Origin of the sequence: Aeromonas sp. ZOR0002, assembly GCF_963866995.1 — a bacterium.
GTDB lineage: Bacteria > Pseudomonadota > Gammaproteobacteria > Enterobacterales > Aeromonadaceae > Aeromonas > Aeromonas caviae.
The window spans coordinates 50,394-63,518 of the sequence record NZ_CAWMFQ010000277.1 but is presented as its reverse complement, the minus strand read 5'-3'; the positions used below and the strand labels follow the sequence as shown (position 1 = coordinate 63,518).

13 protein-coding genes are annotated in these 13,125 nt (G+C 60.7%); 9 read left to right on the top strand and 4 right to left on the bottom strand.

Features of this window, described 5'->3' with window-relative positions; genetic code table 11:
- Positions 1-155: 155 nt before the first annotated feature.
- On the top strand, positions 156-668 hold the full coding sequence (locus AACR77_RS15280; RefSeq protein WP_041215524.1) for a VC2046/SO_2500 family protein: 513 nt from the start codon (positions 156-158) through the stop codon (positions 666-668).
- Between the two features lie 63 nt (positions 669-731).
- Here AACR77_RS15280 and hpf read toward each other — a convergent pair whose 3' ends face one another.
- Positions 732-1,064, bottom strand: a complete 333-nt coding sequence (gene hpf, locus AACR77_RS15275) for a ribosome hibernation-promoting factor, HPF/YfiA family (protein ID WP_010674126.1) — start codon at positions 1,062-1,064, stop codon at positions 732-734.
- Positions 1,065-1,456: 392 nt separating this feature from the next.
- Between hpf and AACR77_RS15270 the strand changes: the two genes are divergently transcribed.
- The 5 genes from AACR77_RS15270 to yciA all read left to right on the top strand — a co-directional run bounded on the left by AACR77_RS15270 (position 1,457) and on the right by yciA (position 8,748).
- Positions 1,457-3,976, top strand: coding sequence for a putative bifunctional diguanylate cyclase/phosphodiesterase (locus tag AACR77_RS15270; protein WP_042882603.1), 2,520 nt, complete (start codon positions 1,457-1,459; stop codon positions 3,974-3,976).
- Between the two features lie 83 nt (positions 3,977-4,059).
- On the top strand, positions 4,060-5,976 hold the full coding sequence (locus AACR77_RS15265; RefSeq protein WP_042882612.1) for a transglycosylase SLT domain-containing protein: 1,917 nt from the start codon (positions 4,060-4,062) through the stop codon (positions 5,974-5,976).
- A gap of 177 nt (positions 5,977-6,153) precedes the next feature.
- On the top strand, positions 6,154-7,152 hold the full coding sequence (locus tag AACR77_RS15260; RefSeq protein ID WP_039038828.1) for a LacI family DNA-binding transcriptional regulator: 999 nt from the start codon (positions 6,154-6,156) through the stop codon (positions 7,150-7,152).
- A gap of 245 nt (positions 7,153-7,397) precedes the next feature.
- Positions 7,398-8,210: an NAD-dependent epimerase/dehydratase family protein gene (locus AACR77_RS15255; protein ID WP_042882601.1), complete on the top strand. Its 813-nt coding sequence runs from the start codon at positions 7,398-7,400 to the stop codon at positions 8,208-8,210.
- Positions 8,211-8,349: 139 nt separating this feature from the next.
- Positions 8,350-8,748: an acyl-CoA thioester hydrolase YciA gene (gene yciA / locus AACR77_RS15250; RefSeq protein ID WP_029314261.1), complete on the top strand. Its 399-nt coding sequence runs from the start codon at positions 8,350-8,352 to the stop codon at positions 8,746-8,748.
- A 6-nt stretch (positions 8,749-8,754) separates the two neighbouring features.
- Here the strand turns inward: yciA and AACR77_RS15245 are convergent, their stop codons facing one another.
- Positions 8,755-8,979: a hypothetical protein gene (locus AACR77_RS15245; RefSeq protein ID WP_010674132.1), complete on the bottom strand. Its 225-nt coding sequence runs from the start codon at positions 8,977-8,979 to the stop codon at positions 8,755-8,757.
- A gap of 111 nt (positions 8,980-9,090) precedes the next feature.
- Here AACR77_RS15245 and AACR77_RS15240 point away from each other — a divergent pair, with 111 nt between their 5' ends.
- Positions 9,091-9,936 (top strand): endonuclease/exonuclease/phosphatase family protein, encoded by an 846-nt coding sequence (locus tag AACR77_RS15240; RefSeq protein ID WP_042882599.1) that lies wholly within the window; start codon positions 9,091-9,093, stop codon positions 9,934-9,936.
- A gap of 95 nt (positions 9,937-10,031) precedes the next feature.
- Here the strand turns inward: AACR77_RS15240 and AACR77_RS15235 are convergent, their stop codons facing one another.
- Positions 10,032-11,282 (bottom strand): LysM peptidoglycan-binding domain-containing protein, encoded by a 1,251-nt coding sequence (locus AACR77_RS15235; RefSeq protein WP_010674134.1) that lies wholly within the window; start codon positions 11,280-11,282, stop codon positions 10,032-10,034.
- Here AACR77_RS15235 and AACR77_RS15230 point away from each other — a divergent pair, their 5' ends adjacent.
- Positions 11,283-11,555 carry a hypothetical protein gene (locus tag AACR77_RS15230; RefSeq protein ID WP_010674135.1) on the top strand — a complete coding sequence of 91 codons (273 nt, stop codon included), beginning with the start codon at positions 11,283-11,285 and terminating at the stop codon, positions 11,553-11,555.
- 87 nt (positions 11,556-11,642) lie between these two features.
- Here AACR77_RS15230 and gloB read toward each other — a convergent pair whose 3' ends face one another.
- Positions 11,643-12,407 carry a hydroxyacylglutathione hydrolase gene (gloB, locus tag AACR77_RS15225; protein WP_042882598.1) on the bottom strand — a complete coding sequence of 255 codons (765 nt, stop codon included), beginning with the start codon at positions 12,405-12,407 and terminating at the stop codon, positions 11,643-11,645.
- Between the two features lie 79 nt (positions 12,408-12,486).
- On the opposite strand from gloB, the gene AACR77_RS15220 reads away from it, so the two are divergent.
- Positions 12,487-13,125, top strand: a 639-nt coding sequence (locus tag AACR77_RS15220) for a class I SAM-dependent methyltransferase (protein WP_042882596.1), incomplete at its 3' end; no start/stop codon positions are given.

Below are 13,125 nucleotides of genomic sequence, written 5' to 3'. Positions count from 1 at the left end.
GATCCCTTTGGCCGCTCGGGAACCCCTCCCCAAGTGCGAGGCGCATACTAACAGATCTGTCGCGCTTGTGAACCCCTCTGCCGGGATTTTTAATGCTTAAAGGATCGGGTTGATGGCCGATAAGCAATGAAACCTTCATTTCCAAGATTTATCTCATGCTGCCCAGTGCGATTCGTGACCGCTTGCTCGTGGATGAGGCCCAGTTGGGCCAACGGCTCAACCAGGATCTCCGTGCGGGGGACCGTGCCGACTTCAGGCTGCATCTGGCGCTGCTGACTGATGCGGTGGAAGAGCAGCCCTGGTTTGATGCCCCGCCCAAGCCTGCGTCGGGTGAGCTGGATTGGCGCTCCCGTTTCGGTCTGATGCCCCGGGCGTCCCTGCAAGGCGGGGTGGAAGAGAGCGATGCCACCAGCCTCAACGAGCGTCTGCAACAGGGCGGGTGCATGACGGATGTGAGACTCTGGCTGGCGCTGCGCTCCCCGCCACTGGTGAGCCGAACGCCCGCGCTGGATCCCGCGGTGTACGACAACCTCTCGGCACTGGGTCGTGAGCGATGGCAGGCCCGACCTATGGGCGCTGACCCCAGGGAGGAGGCTCCACTGATGATGCTGCCGCTGCTCGATGAGCTTGCGCAAGGGGTGGATGCCAGGCTGCGCTGGCTGGGGTGACGGCACGGTAGAATGCAAAAAGGCGGGATGACCCGCCTTTTGCTTTATGAGTGGTGAACCTTGTCAGGCGTCTGCTTCGTCCGGTTGGGGCACTTCCTTGCCGGCGGCACGACGGGCGATGGGTTTTTCCGTGTGACGGTTGAGCTGGCGTTCCAGCTTCTGGCCCAGGTCCGTGATGGCGGCATAGAGATCCTCGTGCTCTGCCTGCGCAAACAGTTTGCCGTTGGGAATGCCGATAGTGGCTTCGACGATATACATCAAACGCTCTTTGGAGATGATCACATGGGGTGTGATAAGAGGCACCTGAAGACGCTCGAGCTTTTCAAAACGGGATTCAATGCGCTCGCGGATGGCTGGGGTGATGTCGATGATTTTACTGGTCATTTCGATTTTCATAATGGCCCCCTTCGGGTCGTCTTGCTTGTGTCTTCACCTCCAGATTACCCATGTCGCCAAATCAAAATGTGATCTGCGTCACGAAAAATCCCCTTGGGAATCCCGCTGTCCATAAATTGTGAGCTTTTCCCGTTTCATGCCAAAAACCGCTTGAGCTCAGTGAAACAGGCAGGCAGTATCAGCAAATAGGATCGTTTCTGTCCCCCCTCGGCAGCGCCTTGTGTCGACCCGATGTTTGGTTTTTGCCGCATAGTCTCGAATTTTCTCCACCCACATCGCCTCATCGCATCGCAAAATCATTGCCATGCGCCGGTGGAGATATGCGCGCAAACGGATATGCTTTTCTGCAGGAGTCGGGGTGGATAACGTGGTTGTAGTGGTTGGAGTCGTAGATGAAGCAGCAAGCCACCCAGATGATGTGGTTTTATGATCGGCAGCATGGGCAATGGAGCCTGTCTGATCATGTCTCTTGTGAACCCTGGGCAGGGGAGGGAACCCACCCCTGGGCCACCCAACTTGAGCGGGAAGATGAAGCGGGTTTCGCCGATTTTCTTGCAAGACTCCACGATTCCGGCCAGCCTGGCCAGTTCATCGGTCACCTGCGCGATGAGGACGGCAAGGTACACCACGCGCTCTGGTACGGTCAGTATGTGCCTGCACAGGGGCTCTGTTGTGGCTGGCTTGCCCCCCTCGAAATGATGCATCGCGAGATGGATCGCGCCGACTCCCCCGCAGGCGTGACACCGCCGCTTCCCATGTTGCAGGCCCCCTTGCTGGCCAAGCTGGCGCAGGCGCTCTCCGCCAAGACGGGGCTCGATTTTTGCCAGACCCTGGTCAACGAGCTGGCCCATATCCTGGGAGCCACAGCCGTCTGGCTGACGGAGCGGGTCGGTCTCGACAGGCTCAGGGTGCTGGCGAGCCACGGCATCGACGTCAAGGAGTATGCCCTCTGTGACATGCCCTGCCAACAGCTCTATCGCCAGGGGGCCTCCAGCGCGGTCCCCGTGAGTGAACCCCTGACCGGGTATCCCGACCTGCCCCCGGGCCAGCACTATTACGCCCAACCGCTGCTCGATCGCAACGGTCAGATCCTGGGTCATCTTGCCCTGCTGTTCCCGAGCCAGACCCGGACCACGGATCTGGACTCCGTCCTGACCATCTTCTCGGTGCGCATGGTGGCCGAGCTGGAGCGCCTGCAGAGCGATGCCTTGATGCGGCTGTCTGCGGTGGCCTTTGAAACTCACGAAGGGATCATCATCACGGATCCCGAGTTCAAGATCCTGCGGGTCAATTACGCCTTCAGCCAGATCACCGGCTTTGACAACCAGGGGGTGATTGGTCTGCATCTTGGCAACGATCTCTGGTCGGGGCTGGGAGGGCTGGGTTACGAGCTCAACGCCCTGGATCGCTGGCAGGGGGAAACCCTGCGCCTGCACGCCGACGGTCACGCCTATCCCCAGTGGGAGATCGTCACGCCGGTGCAGGATGAAAAGGGGGGGATCAGCCACTATGTCATCTTCTTCGAAGATATTTCCGAGCGCAAGGCGGCGGAGCGCCGCATCCAGGATCTTGCCTTCTATGACGAGCTGACCGGCCTGCCCAATCGCCGTCAGCTGCACGAAACCCTGACCCAGGCGTTCACCGATGCAAATCGCAGTCACCTCATCGGGGCCCTGCTGTTCATCGATCTCGACCACTTCAAGACCATCAATGATTCCCTGGGGCACGCCACCGGCGACTGGCTGCTCAAGGAGGTGGCCAGCCGTCTCAAGCGGCTGGTGCGCCAGGGGGATTGTCTGGCCCGTCTCGGCGGTGACGAGTTCGTGTTGTTGCTGCCAGCGCTCTCCATCAGCCCGCCCCAGGCGGAGATGCAGGCCGACCTCATCGCGGAGCGGCTCATCGGGGAGATCGCCGCCCCCTATGATTTCAGAGGCCAGGTGCTGCACATCGGCGCCAGTGTCGGCATCACCCTCTTCCCCGGTCGGGAGCAGGAGGCGGGGGATCTGCTCAAGCAGGCTGACACCGCCATGTATCAGGCGAAATCGGCGGGCCGCAAGACCCGGCGCTTCTTTGATGCCTCCATGCAGTTGCAGGCCGACCGGCGTCTGCACATTCACAACGAGCTGCGCAGTGCCCTCGACAATGGGGAGCTGACTCTCCACTACCAGCCCCAGCACATGGTGGCGGGGGGGGAGATCATCGGTGTCGAGGCGCTGATCCGCTGGCAACCCCCCGGGCGTGCCCTGGTGTCGCCTGCTGAGTTCATCCCCATTGCCGAGGAAACGGATCTCATTGTCGACATCGGCAACTGGGTATTGCACGAAGCCTGTACCCAGTACGTCTCCTGGGAGGAGAGCGGGATCCACGTCCCCCAGCTGTCGGTCAACGTGAGCGCCAAACAGTTCCATGCTCCCGACTTTGTCGATCGCATTCACGACGTGCTGGCGGCCACCGGCATGGATCCCGCCAGCCTCAACCTGGAGATCACCGAGTCGGTGGTGCTGGGTCATGCGGAAGACACCATCAGCAAGATGGCGGAACTCAAGACCCTGGGCATCAGCTTTGCCATCGACGACTTCGGGGCGGGGTACTCTTCCCTGAGCTACCTCAAGCGGCTGCCGGCTGACGAGCTCAAGATCGACCGCTCTTTCATCCAGGACATTCCCAAGGATGGTGACAACATGGCCATCGTCGAGGCCGTGATCGCCATGGCCCGCCACATGGGGTTCAACGTGACGGCGGAGGGGGTGGAGTCCCGCCAGCAACTGGAGTTTCTGCAGGCACAGGGCTGCCATTTCTTCCAGGGATACCTCGCCTCCAAGCCGCTTCCTGTTCCCTACCTTGAACGCTATGTCAGCCGCCAGGTACGCGGTGATCGCCCCGTCTGCACCGATAAAAATAGTGTGGCGTAGCCCCTGTGCTTAGCGGGTAGAATGAAGGTATGTCACCACCGCACTTTGGCGGTGGTTATGTCTTCAAGGGGAGAATGCCATTCGTGAAAGTCGTGCAGGGAATCATCTTGTCTGCGCTCTGGATGCCGGGGCTGTTGGCTCCTGCCTTCGCGCAGACCATGGAGCAGTCTCTCTATCGCCAGGCCCATGAGGCCGTGCGTGCCAATGATCAGGTCAAATTCAGCCAGCTTCGGGCACGCCTGATCCACTATCCGCTGTTGCCCTATCTGGATTACTACCAGCTTGCGTTCCGTCCCGGGGCGGCAGACTACAACGATGTGACCCGCTTCATCCGCCAGCACGGGGACACCCCCCAGTCCAACCGGCTCGAGCGCAGCTATCTCACCTATCTTGCCCAGAGCCAGCAGTGGTCCCAGTTCCTGCGCTTCTATCCGGCCAAGCCAAGCTCCACCGATCTGCTCTGTCAGCACTATCAGGCCCGCTACTACACGGGGCACCAGAGTGAAGCCCTGCAGGAGGCAGGCAAGCTCTGGTTGAGCGGTCAATCCAGGCCCGATGCCTGCGATCCCCTGTTCCAGCTCTGGCAGCAGGCGGGTCTGCGTACTCAGGAGAAGATCTGGGAGCGCATGAACCTGGCTTTCGAGGCCCAGAACCCCAACCTCATTCGCCACCTCGGTGCCCAGCTCGGCAGCGGCATGAAGGGGTATGGCGATCAGATGATCGCCCTGTATGACCAACCCGTGCGGGCGATGAATCCGGCCAACTTCACGGCGGCGCCCCCGTCGCGCCATCTGCTCTCCCTGGGGCTGGCCCGCTACGCCAATCAGGAGCCCGACGCGGTTCTGCGCCAGCTGGGGGAGATGACCCGTCGCTTCGGCCTGAACCATGCCGAGGTGAATCGGGTGGAGAAGGCGGCCGCCCGCCGCCTGTTGTTGGACCGCTCTTCTGACCAGCGTGCCTGGCTGGATACGGCCCTGGTGCGGCTCAAGGATCCGGAGCTGGTGGAGCTGCGGGCCCGTCTTGCCATCTGGGAGCAGGATTGGCGCGGCCTCGAAGGGTGGGTCAAGCGGATGCCCATGGGGCTGCAAAAAGAGGATCGCTGGCGTTACTGGATGGCGCGCTCGCTGGAGAAACAGGGGCGGCAGAAACCGGCGCGGGACCTCTATCTCGAGACTGCGAACCTGCGCGGCTTCTACGGCTTCATGGCGGCCCAGCGCACCGGTGTGCCCTATCGCATGAAGAACCAGAGCGTGGCGCACAAGGTGCCGGACTGGCAAAGTGCCAGTCGCCGTTGGCCCTTCCTGCTGCGGGTGCGTGAACTGCTGGCGATGAACGAGATCACGGCGGCCCGCTCTGAGTGGATCCACAACATGGATCGCAACAGCGTGGCCCAGCGCCTGGAGTTTGGCCACATCGCCCTCAACCAGGGCTGGCACGAGCTGGCGATCCTCTCCAGCATCCGTGCCGAGGCCTGGGATGCGCTGGACCTGCGCTTCCCGCTGCCCCTCAAGCGCACCTTCTCCCAGATGGCACAAGAGCGCACCATGAACACCAGTCTGCTCTACGCCATCTCCCGTCAGGAGAGCGCACTCTATCCCCTGGCCCAGTCACCGGTCGGGGCGAGGGGGTTGATGCAGCTGATGCCTGCCACCGCGAAAGAGACGGCCGGCAAGCTTGGGGTCCCCTATCGCAACGAGCAGCAACTGTTCGACCCGGCCATGAACATTCGTCTTGGCAGCGCCTACCTCAAGCGCCTGCTGGATGTGTATGACGGCAACCGGATCCTGGCGGCGGCGGCCTACAATGCGGGTCCTGGCCGGGTCAAGCGCTGGCGCGAGCAGAGCGACAACAAGCCGATGGATGTCTGGGTGGAGAGCATCCCCTATCGGGAGACGCGCAACTATGTCCAGAACGTGCTCTCTTTCGATCTCATCTATCAACACAAGCTGCAGCAGCCCTTGCGTTTCATGTCGGAACGCGAGCTGAATCACGCCTATTGAGTTCGGGGGCAGTCGTTGTCGCGGCTGCCTCCCATTCTTGCCCCAGAATGGTTATCATCCCTTAAGCTTTGTTACAAAAGGAAACCTGCCAGGTGATCGGGCGCCGCGTCTTGGTCTGTCAGGTTCGATACAATGCCCGATCATCACTGACAGGCTTTTCCAACAAAGGAATCGAGAGTGGCAACGATCAAAGATGTGTCTCAGCTGGCGAATGTCTCCATTTCGACAGTGTCTCGAGTGATCAACAACACGGCGCAGGTGGCGCCCGAGAAGCGCGAGGCTGTCCTCGCGGCCATGAAGGAACTCAGCTTTCGTCCAAACAGCTTCGCCCAGGCCCTGGTGAGCAAACGCTCCAACTGTATCGGTGTGCTGGTGGGGGATCTGTGTGGCGGCCCCTTCTTCGCCCAGATGATGCGCGGCATCGAAAGCATGGTCGACAAGGCGAACAAGTTCACCATCGTGGTGTCCGGAAACCACGACGCGACCCGTGAGCGGCACGCCATCCAGGCGCTGCTGCAGCGCCAGTGCGATGCCCTGATCCTGCACAGCAAGGCGCTGCCTGACGAAGAGCTCAGCGAGCTGGCGTCGGGCACGACCCCCATCGTCTTCATCAACCGTCAGGTGCCAGGCTGCGAGGATCGCTGCGTCTGGCTGGACAACCAGGCCGGCATCACCACGGCTTGCCAGCATCTGCTGGACGCGGGACATCGCAAGATTGCCTTCGTCACCTCCGATGACGAGGAGTTTGTGGATGGTCAGCAGCGGATGGCCGGCTATCGCTTCGCCCTGCAACGGGCAGGTATCGAGCTGGATCCTGCCCTCATCGGCCGTGCCTATGCCGATGAAAAAGGTGGCTATGTGGCCATGAGCGAGCTGCTGGCGCGCGGCGTCGAGTTCAGCGCTGTGCTTGGTTTCAACGATGCCATGGTGGCGGGGGCCATCTCCTGTCTGCTGGAGCGGGGTTACAAGATCCCCCAGCAGGTCTCTGTGGTCGGTTTTGATGACATCCCCTATGCCCGATACATCTATCCCAAGCTCACCACGGTACGTTACCCCATCGAGGAGATGGGAGAGCGTGCCGCTGAGCTGGCCCTGAGGCTGCTGGATCACAAGCCGGTAGAGGGATTGGCGCTCAAATTCGAAGCCGAACTGGTACGGCGGGAATCTGTGGCCTGAGTCATGAAGTTGGCCCCGTGCGGGTCGACTTTTTTGCAAAACAGTGAAAGCGCTTTCAGAAATCCTTTTCAACTGTGATCCGCTTCAAAGCTTTTTGACCGCGCTGCCACTAGGATAGGCCCACGAATTAGGAGCGTGCGCTCCCGATTTTCCCGCTGTGGGAGGTAACCGGTTAATCCGGCTATTTCCTTCGTTACTTTCGACGGTCATCATTGGATGGCCGTTTTTTTTGTCAGGATCCGGGTATGACGAACGAATTTGAGTATCAGACGGGTATCGTGGGCGCCGGCTGGCTGGGTTTGCCCCTGGCCAGGGCATTGCAAGAGCAGGGGCAATCTGTCGCGGTGACGGTCAGTACGGCCGAAAAGGCTGAACGGCTGCGGGGGGAGAGTATTGCTGCCTGGCCGCTGTTGCTCACCCCTGACATGGGGTCACTGCCTTTTCGCTGTCATGACCTGGTGATCTGTGTGCCCCCCAGCAAGACCGGTGATTACCCGGCGTCCGTGGCCAGCCTGTGCCGACAGGCGAGGGAGGCGGGTGTTCAGAGGGTTCTTTTTATCAGCGCGACTTCGGTCTGGGGGGCCGGACAGGGGGAGGAGGATACGCCCGCTCCAGCCCATGACAGAGGCTTGCGGATGCGGGCGGCCGAGCTTGACGTGCTGGAAGGGCATGTTGACTGCGCCATGATCTTGCGCCCGGCCGGACTCTATGGTCCTGACCGTCACCCCGGCCGTTTTCTGGCGGGCAAGACGCTGGCCGGGGGAGGCCAGGCTGTGAACCTGGTGCATCTGGACGACGTGGTGGCCGCCTGTGAGCTGATGCTGGCCCGGGGGCAGGATGGGGATGCCTACAATCTGAGTGCCCCCGTTCACCCGCGCCGGGAGCAGCTCTACCCCTTCGCGAGCCGCCTGCTCGGGCTGGTGCCGCCGCAGTTCGTTGAGCCGACGGGGGAGTTTGCTCCCATCGAAGGTCAGCGCATCTGCCAGCAGCTTGGTTTCGTCTATCGCTGGCCGGATCCGGCCCACTGGTTTGCGGACGGGGCGGCCTTGAAGGGTTGAACGGGTCGTCGCCATCCGGGCCCCGGAGTCGGTCATCTGGCGTGCAAACCAGATACGGCGCGCGCTCCGGGACAATTGAGGTTTGCCAAGGGGGGGATCGCCCCCTATCATGCCGCCATCCATGATAAAGAGAGCGGTAATGATGGAAGAGACCAAGCGCCACCCCGATGGGGAGCTGTTGCTGAGAACCCTGGCAATGCCAGCCGATACCAACCCCAATGGCGATATCTTCGGCGGGTGGATCATGTCCCAGATGGATATAGGTGGGGGCATCATGGCCAAGGAGCTGGCAAAAGGGCGCATCTGTACCGTCTCGGTGGAGGGGATGACCTTCCACAGCCCGGTCAAGGTGGGTGACGTGGTGTGCTGTTACGGTCGCTGCCTCAAGATTGGTCGCAGCTCCATGCGACTCAAGCTGGAGGTCTGGGTCAAGCCGGTATTGCGGGAGAACGAAGCCCAGCGGTACTGCGTGACCGAGGGCGTCTTCACCTATGTGGCCATCGACGATCAGGGCAAATCCCGCCCCGTCCCGGTCTGAGTCTGCTCAGATGAGCCGGGCATTGATGATGGATATTTCCTGCTCAAGCCCGGTTTTTTGCCGTATCATGCGCTCCAGCATCTCTTCCGACCCCACGCACTGCCGGGTGTCGAACAGACAGAGATCACATTGGGGATCCCGCCTGATTTGATAGACGGTGGAAAGCTCCACTTGATGACAGGTTCCCTGTTGATCGTAAAATGTCACGCGGTACTGGTGCTGTCTCGCCATCGTTGAATTCCTTCTGGATGAGTCGGGCCGGACACGAATAATGAGACTAGTCGGCGACCGTGGCCTGTGTGAGGGCCATGTCGTCTTGCAGAGGCAGGTGATTGTTAGCCAATGAAAAATAGTTATCGGATTCTGGGAACGTCCCTGCTGACGTTGGGGCTGGTCGGTTGCTTCGAGGTACCGGATCAAGATCATCTGGTGACTGCGGCAGGTATCATACCTGGCGCAAGCTGTGACAGACCACCTCTGGTGGCGCTCGCCTCCACGGCCTTGCCGAGGGAGTTTGGCATCACCGTCTGGAACCTCTACAAGGGACAACGCAAGAACTGGCGGGAAGGGCTGGATGAGTATGCCAAGTCCCAGGATCTGGTGTTGCTGCAAGAGTCGGCGACCCGGCCCGAGATGCTGGACTGGCTGCAGAGAGGGGATTTCCAGTGGCAGCAGTTGCAGGCCTTCACCCAGGGAGGTGTCTCCTTTGGCGTGATGACGGTGGCGAAAACGCCGCAGGCGTTTGTTTGTGGCGTCCGTTCCCCCGAACCCCTGCTGCGCATCCCCAAGTCAGGTCTGGTCAGTCTCTATCCCTTGCAGGGGGATCCTGACGGCGTGCTGGTGGTGAATCTCCATGCGGTCAATTTCGAACTGGGCATGGCGACCTTCCGCGAGCAGCTCAACGATCTGACTGCGTTGATCCATCGCCACCAGGGGCCGGTCATCCTGGGTGGCGATTTCAACACCTGGAGCGACAAGCGCGCGTTCTGGTTGAACAAGCTGGTGGGCGAGCTTGGCCTGCAGGAGGCCATACCTGTACCTGATCTGCGTCGCACCGCCTTTGGCCGGCCTCTGGATCACCTCTACTATCGCAATCTGGATCTTGTTGAGGTGAGTTCACCGGCTACCGATGCCTCTGATCACAACCCCATTCTGGCGCGCTTTGCGGCCCAGGCCATCACACCCTGAGTCATCCCTCAGGGGAGAGCGGCGTCGCCGCTGGTTCATGCAGACAAAAAAATACCCCGCATCAAGCGGGGTATTTTTTGGATTGCGACGAGCGATCAGCTGTTGTTCTTCACGAACAGAGTCAACTCCTGACCTGGCTTGAGATAGTCACTCTTGCCGAGCTGGTTCCAGCGCATCACATCGTTGACGGCGACCTGGAAGCGGGCTGCGATGGAGGAGAGGGAATCACCGCGGCGCACCTGATAGACCATGGACTTGTTGCTGCTCTTGCCCTGCTTGGGCCAGACCACCAGCTTCATGCCAGGCTTGAGGGCCGACTTGGCGTTCAGGCCGTTCCACTTGGCCAGGTCGGCGTGGGTGACCCCGTGTGCCTGGCTGATGCTCCACAGGTTGTCACCGGAGCGCACCTGATAGTTCACCTTGCCACCACTGCGGCTGGCGAGCTGCTGCGGCTTGCTCTGGGCAACCTGGGTTGCGCGCCCGCCATTGGGGATGATCAGGCTCTGGCCACGGCGCAGGTTGTTGCCACGCATGTTATTGGCCAGCTTGAGCTGTTGCACCGTCACCCCGTGATTCTGGGCGATCCGTGACAGGGTATCACCACTGGTGACCTGATAGGAGCGCACGCCACGGGTACGTTCACGCTGGGGCAGATCGGCCAGGGCCAGCTCCAGGGTGTCGGCGTACTCGACGGGGACCAGCAGGTTGTAAGGGCCCTGCGGCGAGGTCATGCCACGCTTGAGCGCAGGATTGAGCGCCTTGAGCTGGGAGGCGGAAACGCCAGCCAGCTGGGCGGCCACGTTCAAATCAATCTGGCCACCGGTATTGATGGTTCTCAATTGCGGCTTGTTGGCCAGCACCGGCAGGGTGACATTGTATTTGTCCGCATTGCGGATCATGTCGGCCATGGCCAGGATCTTGGGCACATACATCCGGGTTTCGCGGGGCAGGTCCAGCGACCAGTAGTCGGTCGGACGACCAGCCCGCTCGTTGCGGGTGATGGCGTTGCGCACCCGACCTTCACCGGCATTGTAAGCGGCCAGGGTCTGCAGCCAGTCACCGTCGAAGAACCGGTTCAGGTACTCCAGGTAATCCAGTGCGGCATTGGTGGATGCCAGGACATCGCGTCGACCGTCGTACCAGTTGTCGTGGCGCAGGCCGAAATTCTTGCCGGTTGCAGGAACGAACTGCCAAAGACCGACCGCATTGCTGCGGGAGCGGGCATTGGGATCGAACATGCTCTCGATCATGGGGATGGTAATAAGCTCCATTGGCAGCTCACGCCGTTCGATTTCCTCTACCATCAGATACAGGTAGGGCTCAGCCCGGCTGGCAATGGTCGCCATATGCTTATCATTGCGCAACAACCAATCACGCTGTTGGCGAACCCGGGCATTATCGTGCGAGTCCAGCTGCATATCATCGCTGATACGCACCCACAGGTTATCAGTGTCATCCAGCTCTTCTATCTGTTCGTCGCCGAACAGCATCCGCGAAGAGTGTTTTTTGTACGTTTTCTTGCTGACTTGGGGGGATTTGATCGGCTCGATTGCCGTTACCGCCCGGTCATCCTGATGGCTCAGGTTTTGACAGCCGCTGAGAAACAGCGCTGCCAATAAGGCCGTTCGTAGCTTCATCTCGCTCAGGTCATCTGTGGAAAAACAGCTCGCATCATAAGGGGCAATGCCCCCCTGATCAAGGTTTGTTCAAAAAACGTCCTTCCAGGCCCGCAGAACAGCGAAGGTATCCTCTGGATTTTCCAAGCATTTAAGGGCGTATTTCTCAGCAGAAAATTTTACCGAGTCCTGCTCGCAGCGCAGAAAAACATTGAAATTCCGCTCATCTCCCAGCCGGGAGGGGAGACTCGGGAGGCCCTGCTGACGCAGTTTGCTGATCACGCCGATCTGCCGCTGGATCGCCAGGTTGTCGGGCTCGACCGCATGGGCGAAACGCAGGTTGGAGAGGGTGTACTCATGGGCACAATAAAGGAGGGTCTCATCGGGCAGTGCCGCGAGCCGTTGCAGGGAAGTGTGCATCTGTGCCGGGGTACCTTCGAACAGACGGCCGCAACCGGCGCTGAAGAGGGTATCGCCACAAAACAGCATGCCCTGGCCGTAATAGGCGATGTGCCCCAGGGTATGACCGGGCACATGGAGGACATCCAGACTCAGGCCATGCCAGTTGATCTGATCCCCGTCGTCGAGCCACTGGCCGTGATGGTCCGGCATGGGGTCATGCTTGGGACCATAGAGGCGAGCGTGGGGGAAGTGTTGCAGCAGCTCGGATACGCCCCCGACGTGATCGCGGTGGTGATGGGTCAGGAGGATGGCATCCAGCACCAGATCCAGCGCAGCCAGCCGTTCCAGCACGGGAGCGGCCTCGCCCGGATCGACGACCAGGCAGTGATTTTCATAACGGATCAACCAGATGTAGTTGTCGCTGAAGGCGGGAACTGTGATGACGGTATACATGGGGCGAGGTCTCTTGTGTTCTCTTTAAGGAAGGGATCTTATATAACTGGATGGCATTCGCCCCCGAGTTGGTCCCATTATGCAGCTGGCACGTACCGAACAACAGATCGCGCTTCCGACCAGTTGGTCCGCACTGCCCATGGGGGACTGGGTGGCCGCCGAGCTTCAGGAGCGCCTCGACAACTGGTGCCCCCACCTCTTTGGCTATCACTTGCTCAAGATAGGTGCCCTGAGCGCCGAACTCTCCTGCGGCTGTTCCACCATTCGCCATCAAATCGGTGTCGCCCCCGGCGGACGCTTGCTGGACATCCAGGGGGATCCGCTCGCCTTGCCGGTGCGATCGGGGAGCGTGGATGCCTGCCTGCTGGCTCACTGCCTCGATTTCTCGCCGGATCCTCATCAGGTGCTGCGGGAGGCAGAACGGGTGCTGACCGACGATGGCTGGCTCATTGTCAGCGGTTACAACCCGCTCAGCCTGGTGGGGCTGGGTCACTATCTGCCCTTCATGCGGCGGCATCTGCCCTGGTCTGCCCGCATGTTCACGCCCGCACGGGTGACCGACTGGCTGCAACTGCTCGGCTGCGAGGTGATGTTCGACGAGCGGTTCGGTTTCTCCTTCATGGGCAGGCAGAGCAAGATCGGCTGGTGGCGGGAGAGTCTGGGGCGGGACTATTGCCGCTCCCTGGCGTCTGTTTACGTGATTGCCGCCCGCAAGCGG

Coding starts and splice junctions, on each gene's coding strand:
- AACR77_RS15280 (WP_041215524.1), top strand. CDS start 156: ATGCTGCCCAGTGCGATTCGTGACCGCTTGCTCGTGGATGAGGCCCAG.
- hpf (WP_010674126.1), bottom strand. CDS start 1,064: ATGAAAATCGAAATGACCAGTAAAATCATCGACATCACCCCAGCCATC.
- AACR77_RS15270 (WP_042882603.1), top strand. CDS start 1,457: ATGAAGCAGCAAGCCACCCAGATGATGTGGTTTTATGATCGGCAGCAT.
- AACR77_RS15255 (WP_042882601.1), top strand. CDS start 7,398: ATGACGAACGAATTTGAGTATCAGACGGGTATCGTGGGCGCCGGCTGG.
- yciA (WP_029314261.1), top strand. CDS start 8,350: ATGATGGAAGAGACCAAGCGCCACCCCGATGGGGAGCTGTTGCTGAGA.
- AACR77_RS15245 (WP_010674132.1), bottom strand. CDS start 8,979: ATGGCGAGACAGCACCAGTACCGCGTGACATTTTACGATCAACAGGGA.
- AACR77_RS15240 (WP_042882599.1), top strand. CDS start 9,091: ATGAAAAATAGTTATCGGATTCTGGGAACGTCCCTGCTGACGTTGGGG.
- AACR77_RS15235 (WP_010674134.1), bottom strand. CDS start 11,282: ATGGCGACCATTGCCAGCCGGGCTGAGCCCTACCTGTATCTGATGGTA.
- AACR77_RS15230 (WP_010674135.1), top strand. CDS start 11,283: ATGCTTATCATTGCGCAACAACCAATCACGCTGTTGGCGAACCCGGGC.
- gloB (WP_042882598.1), bottom strand. CDS start 12,407: ATGTATACCGTCATCACAGTTCCCGCCTTCAGCGACAACTACATCTGG.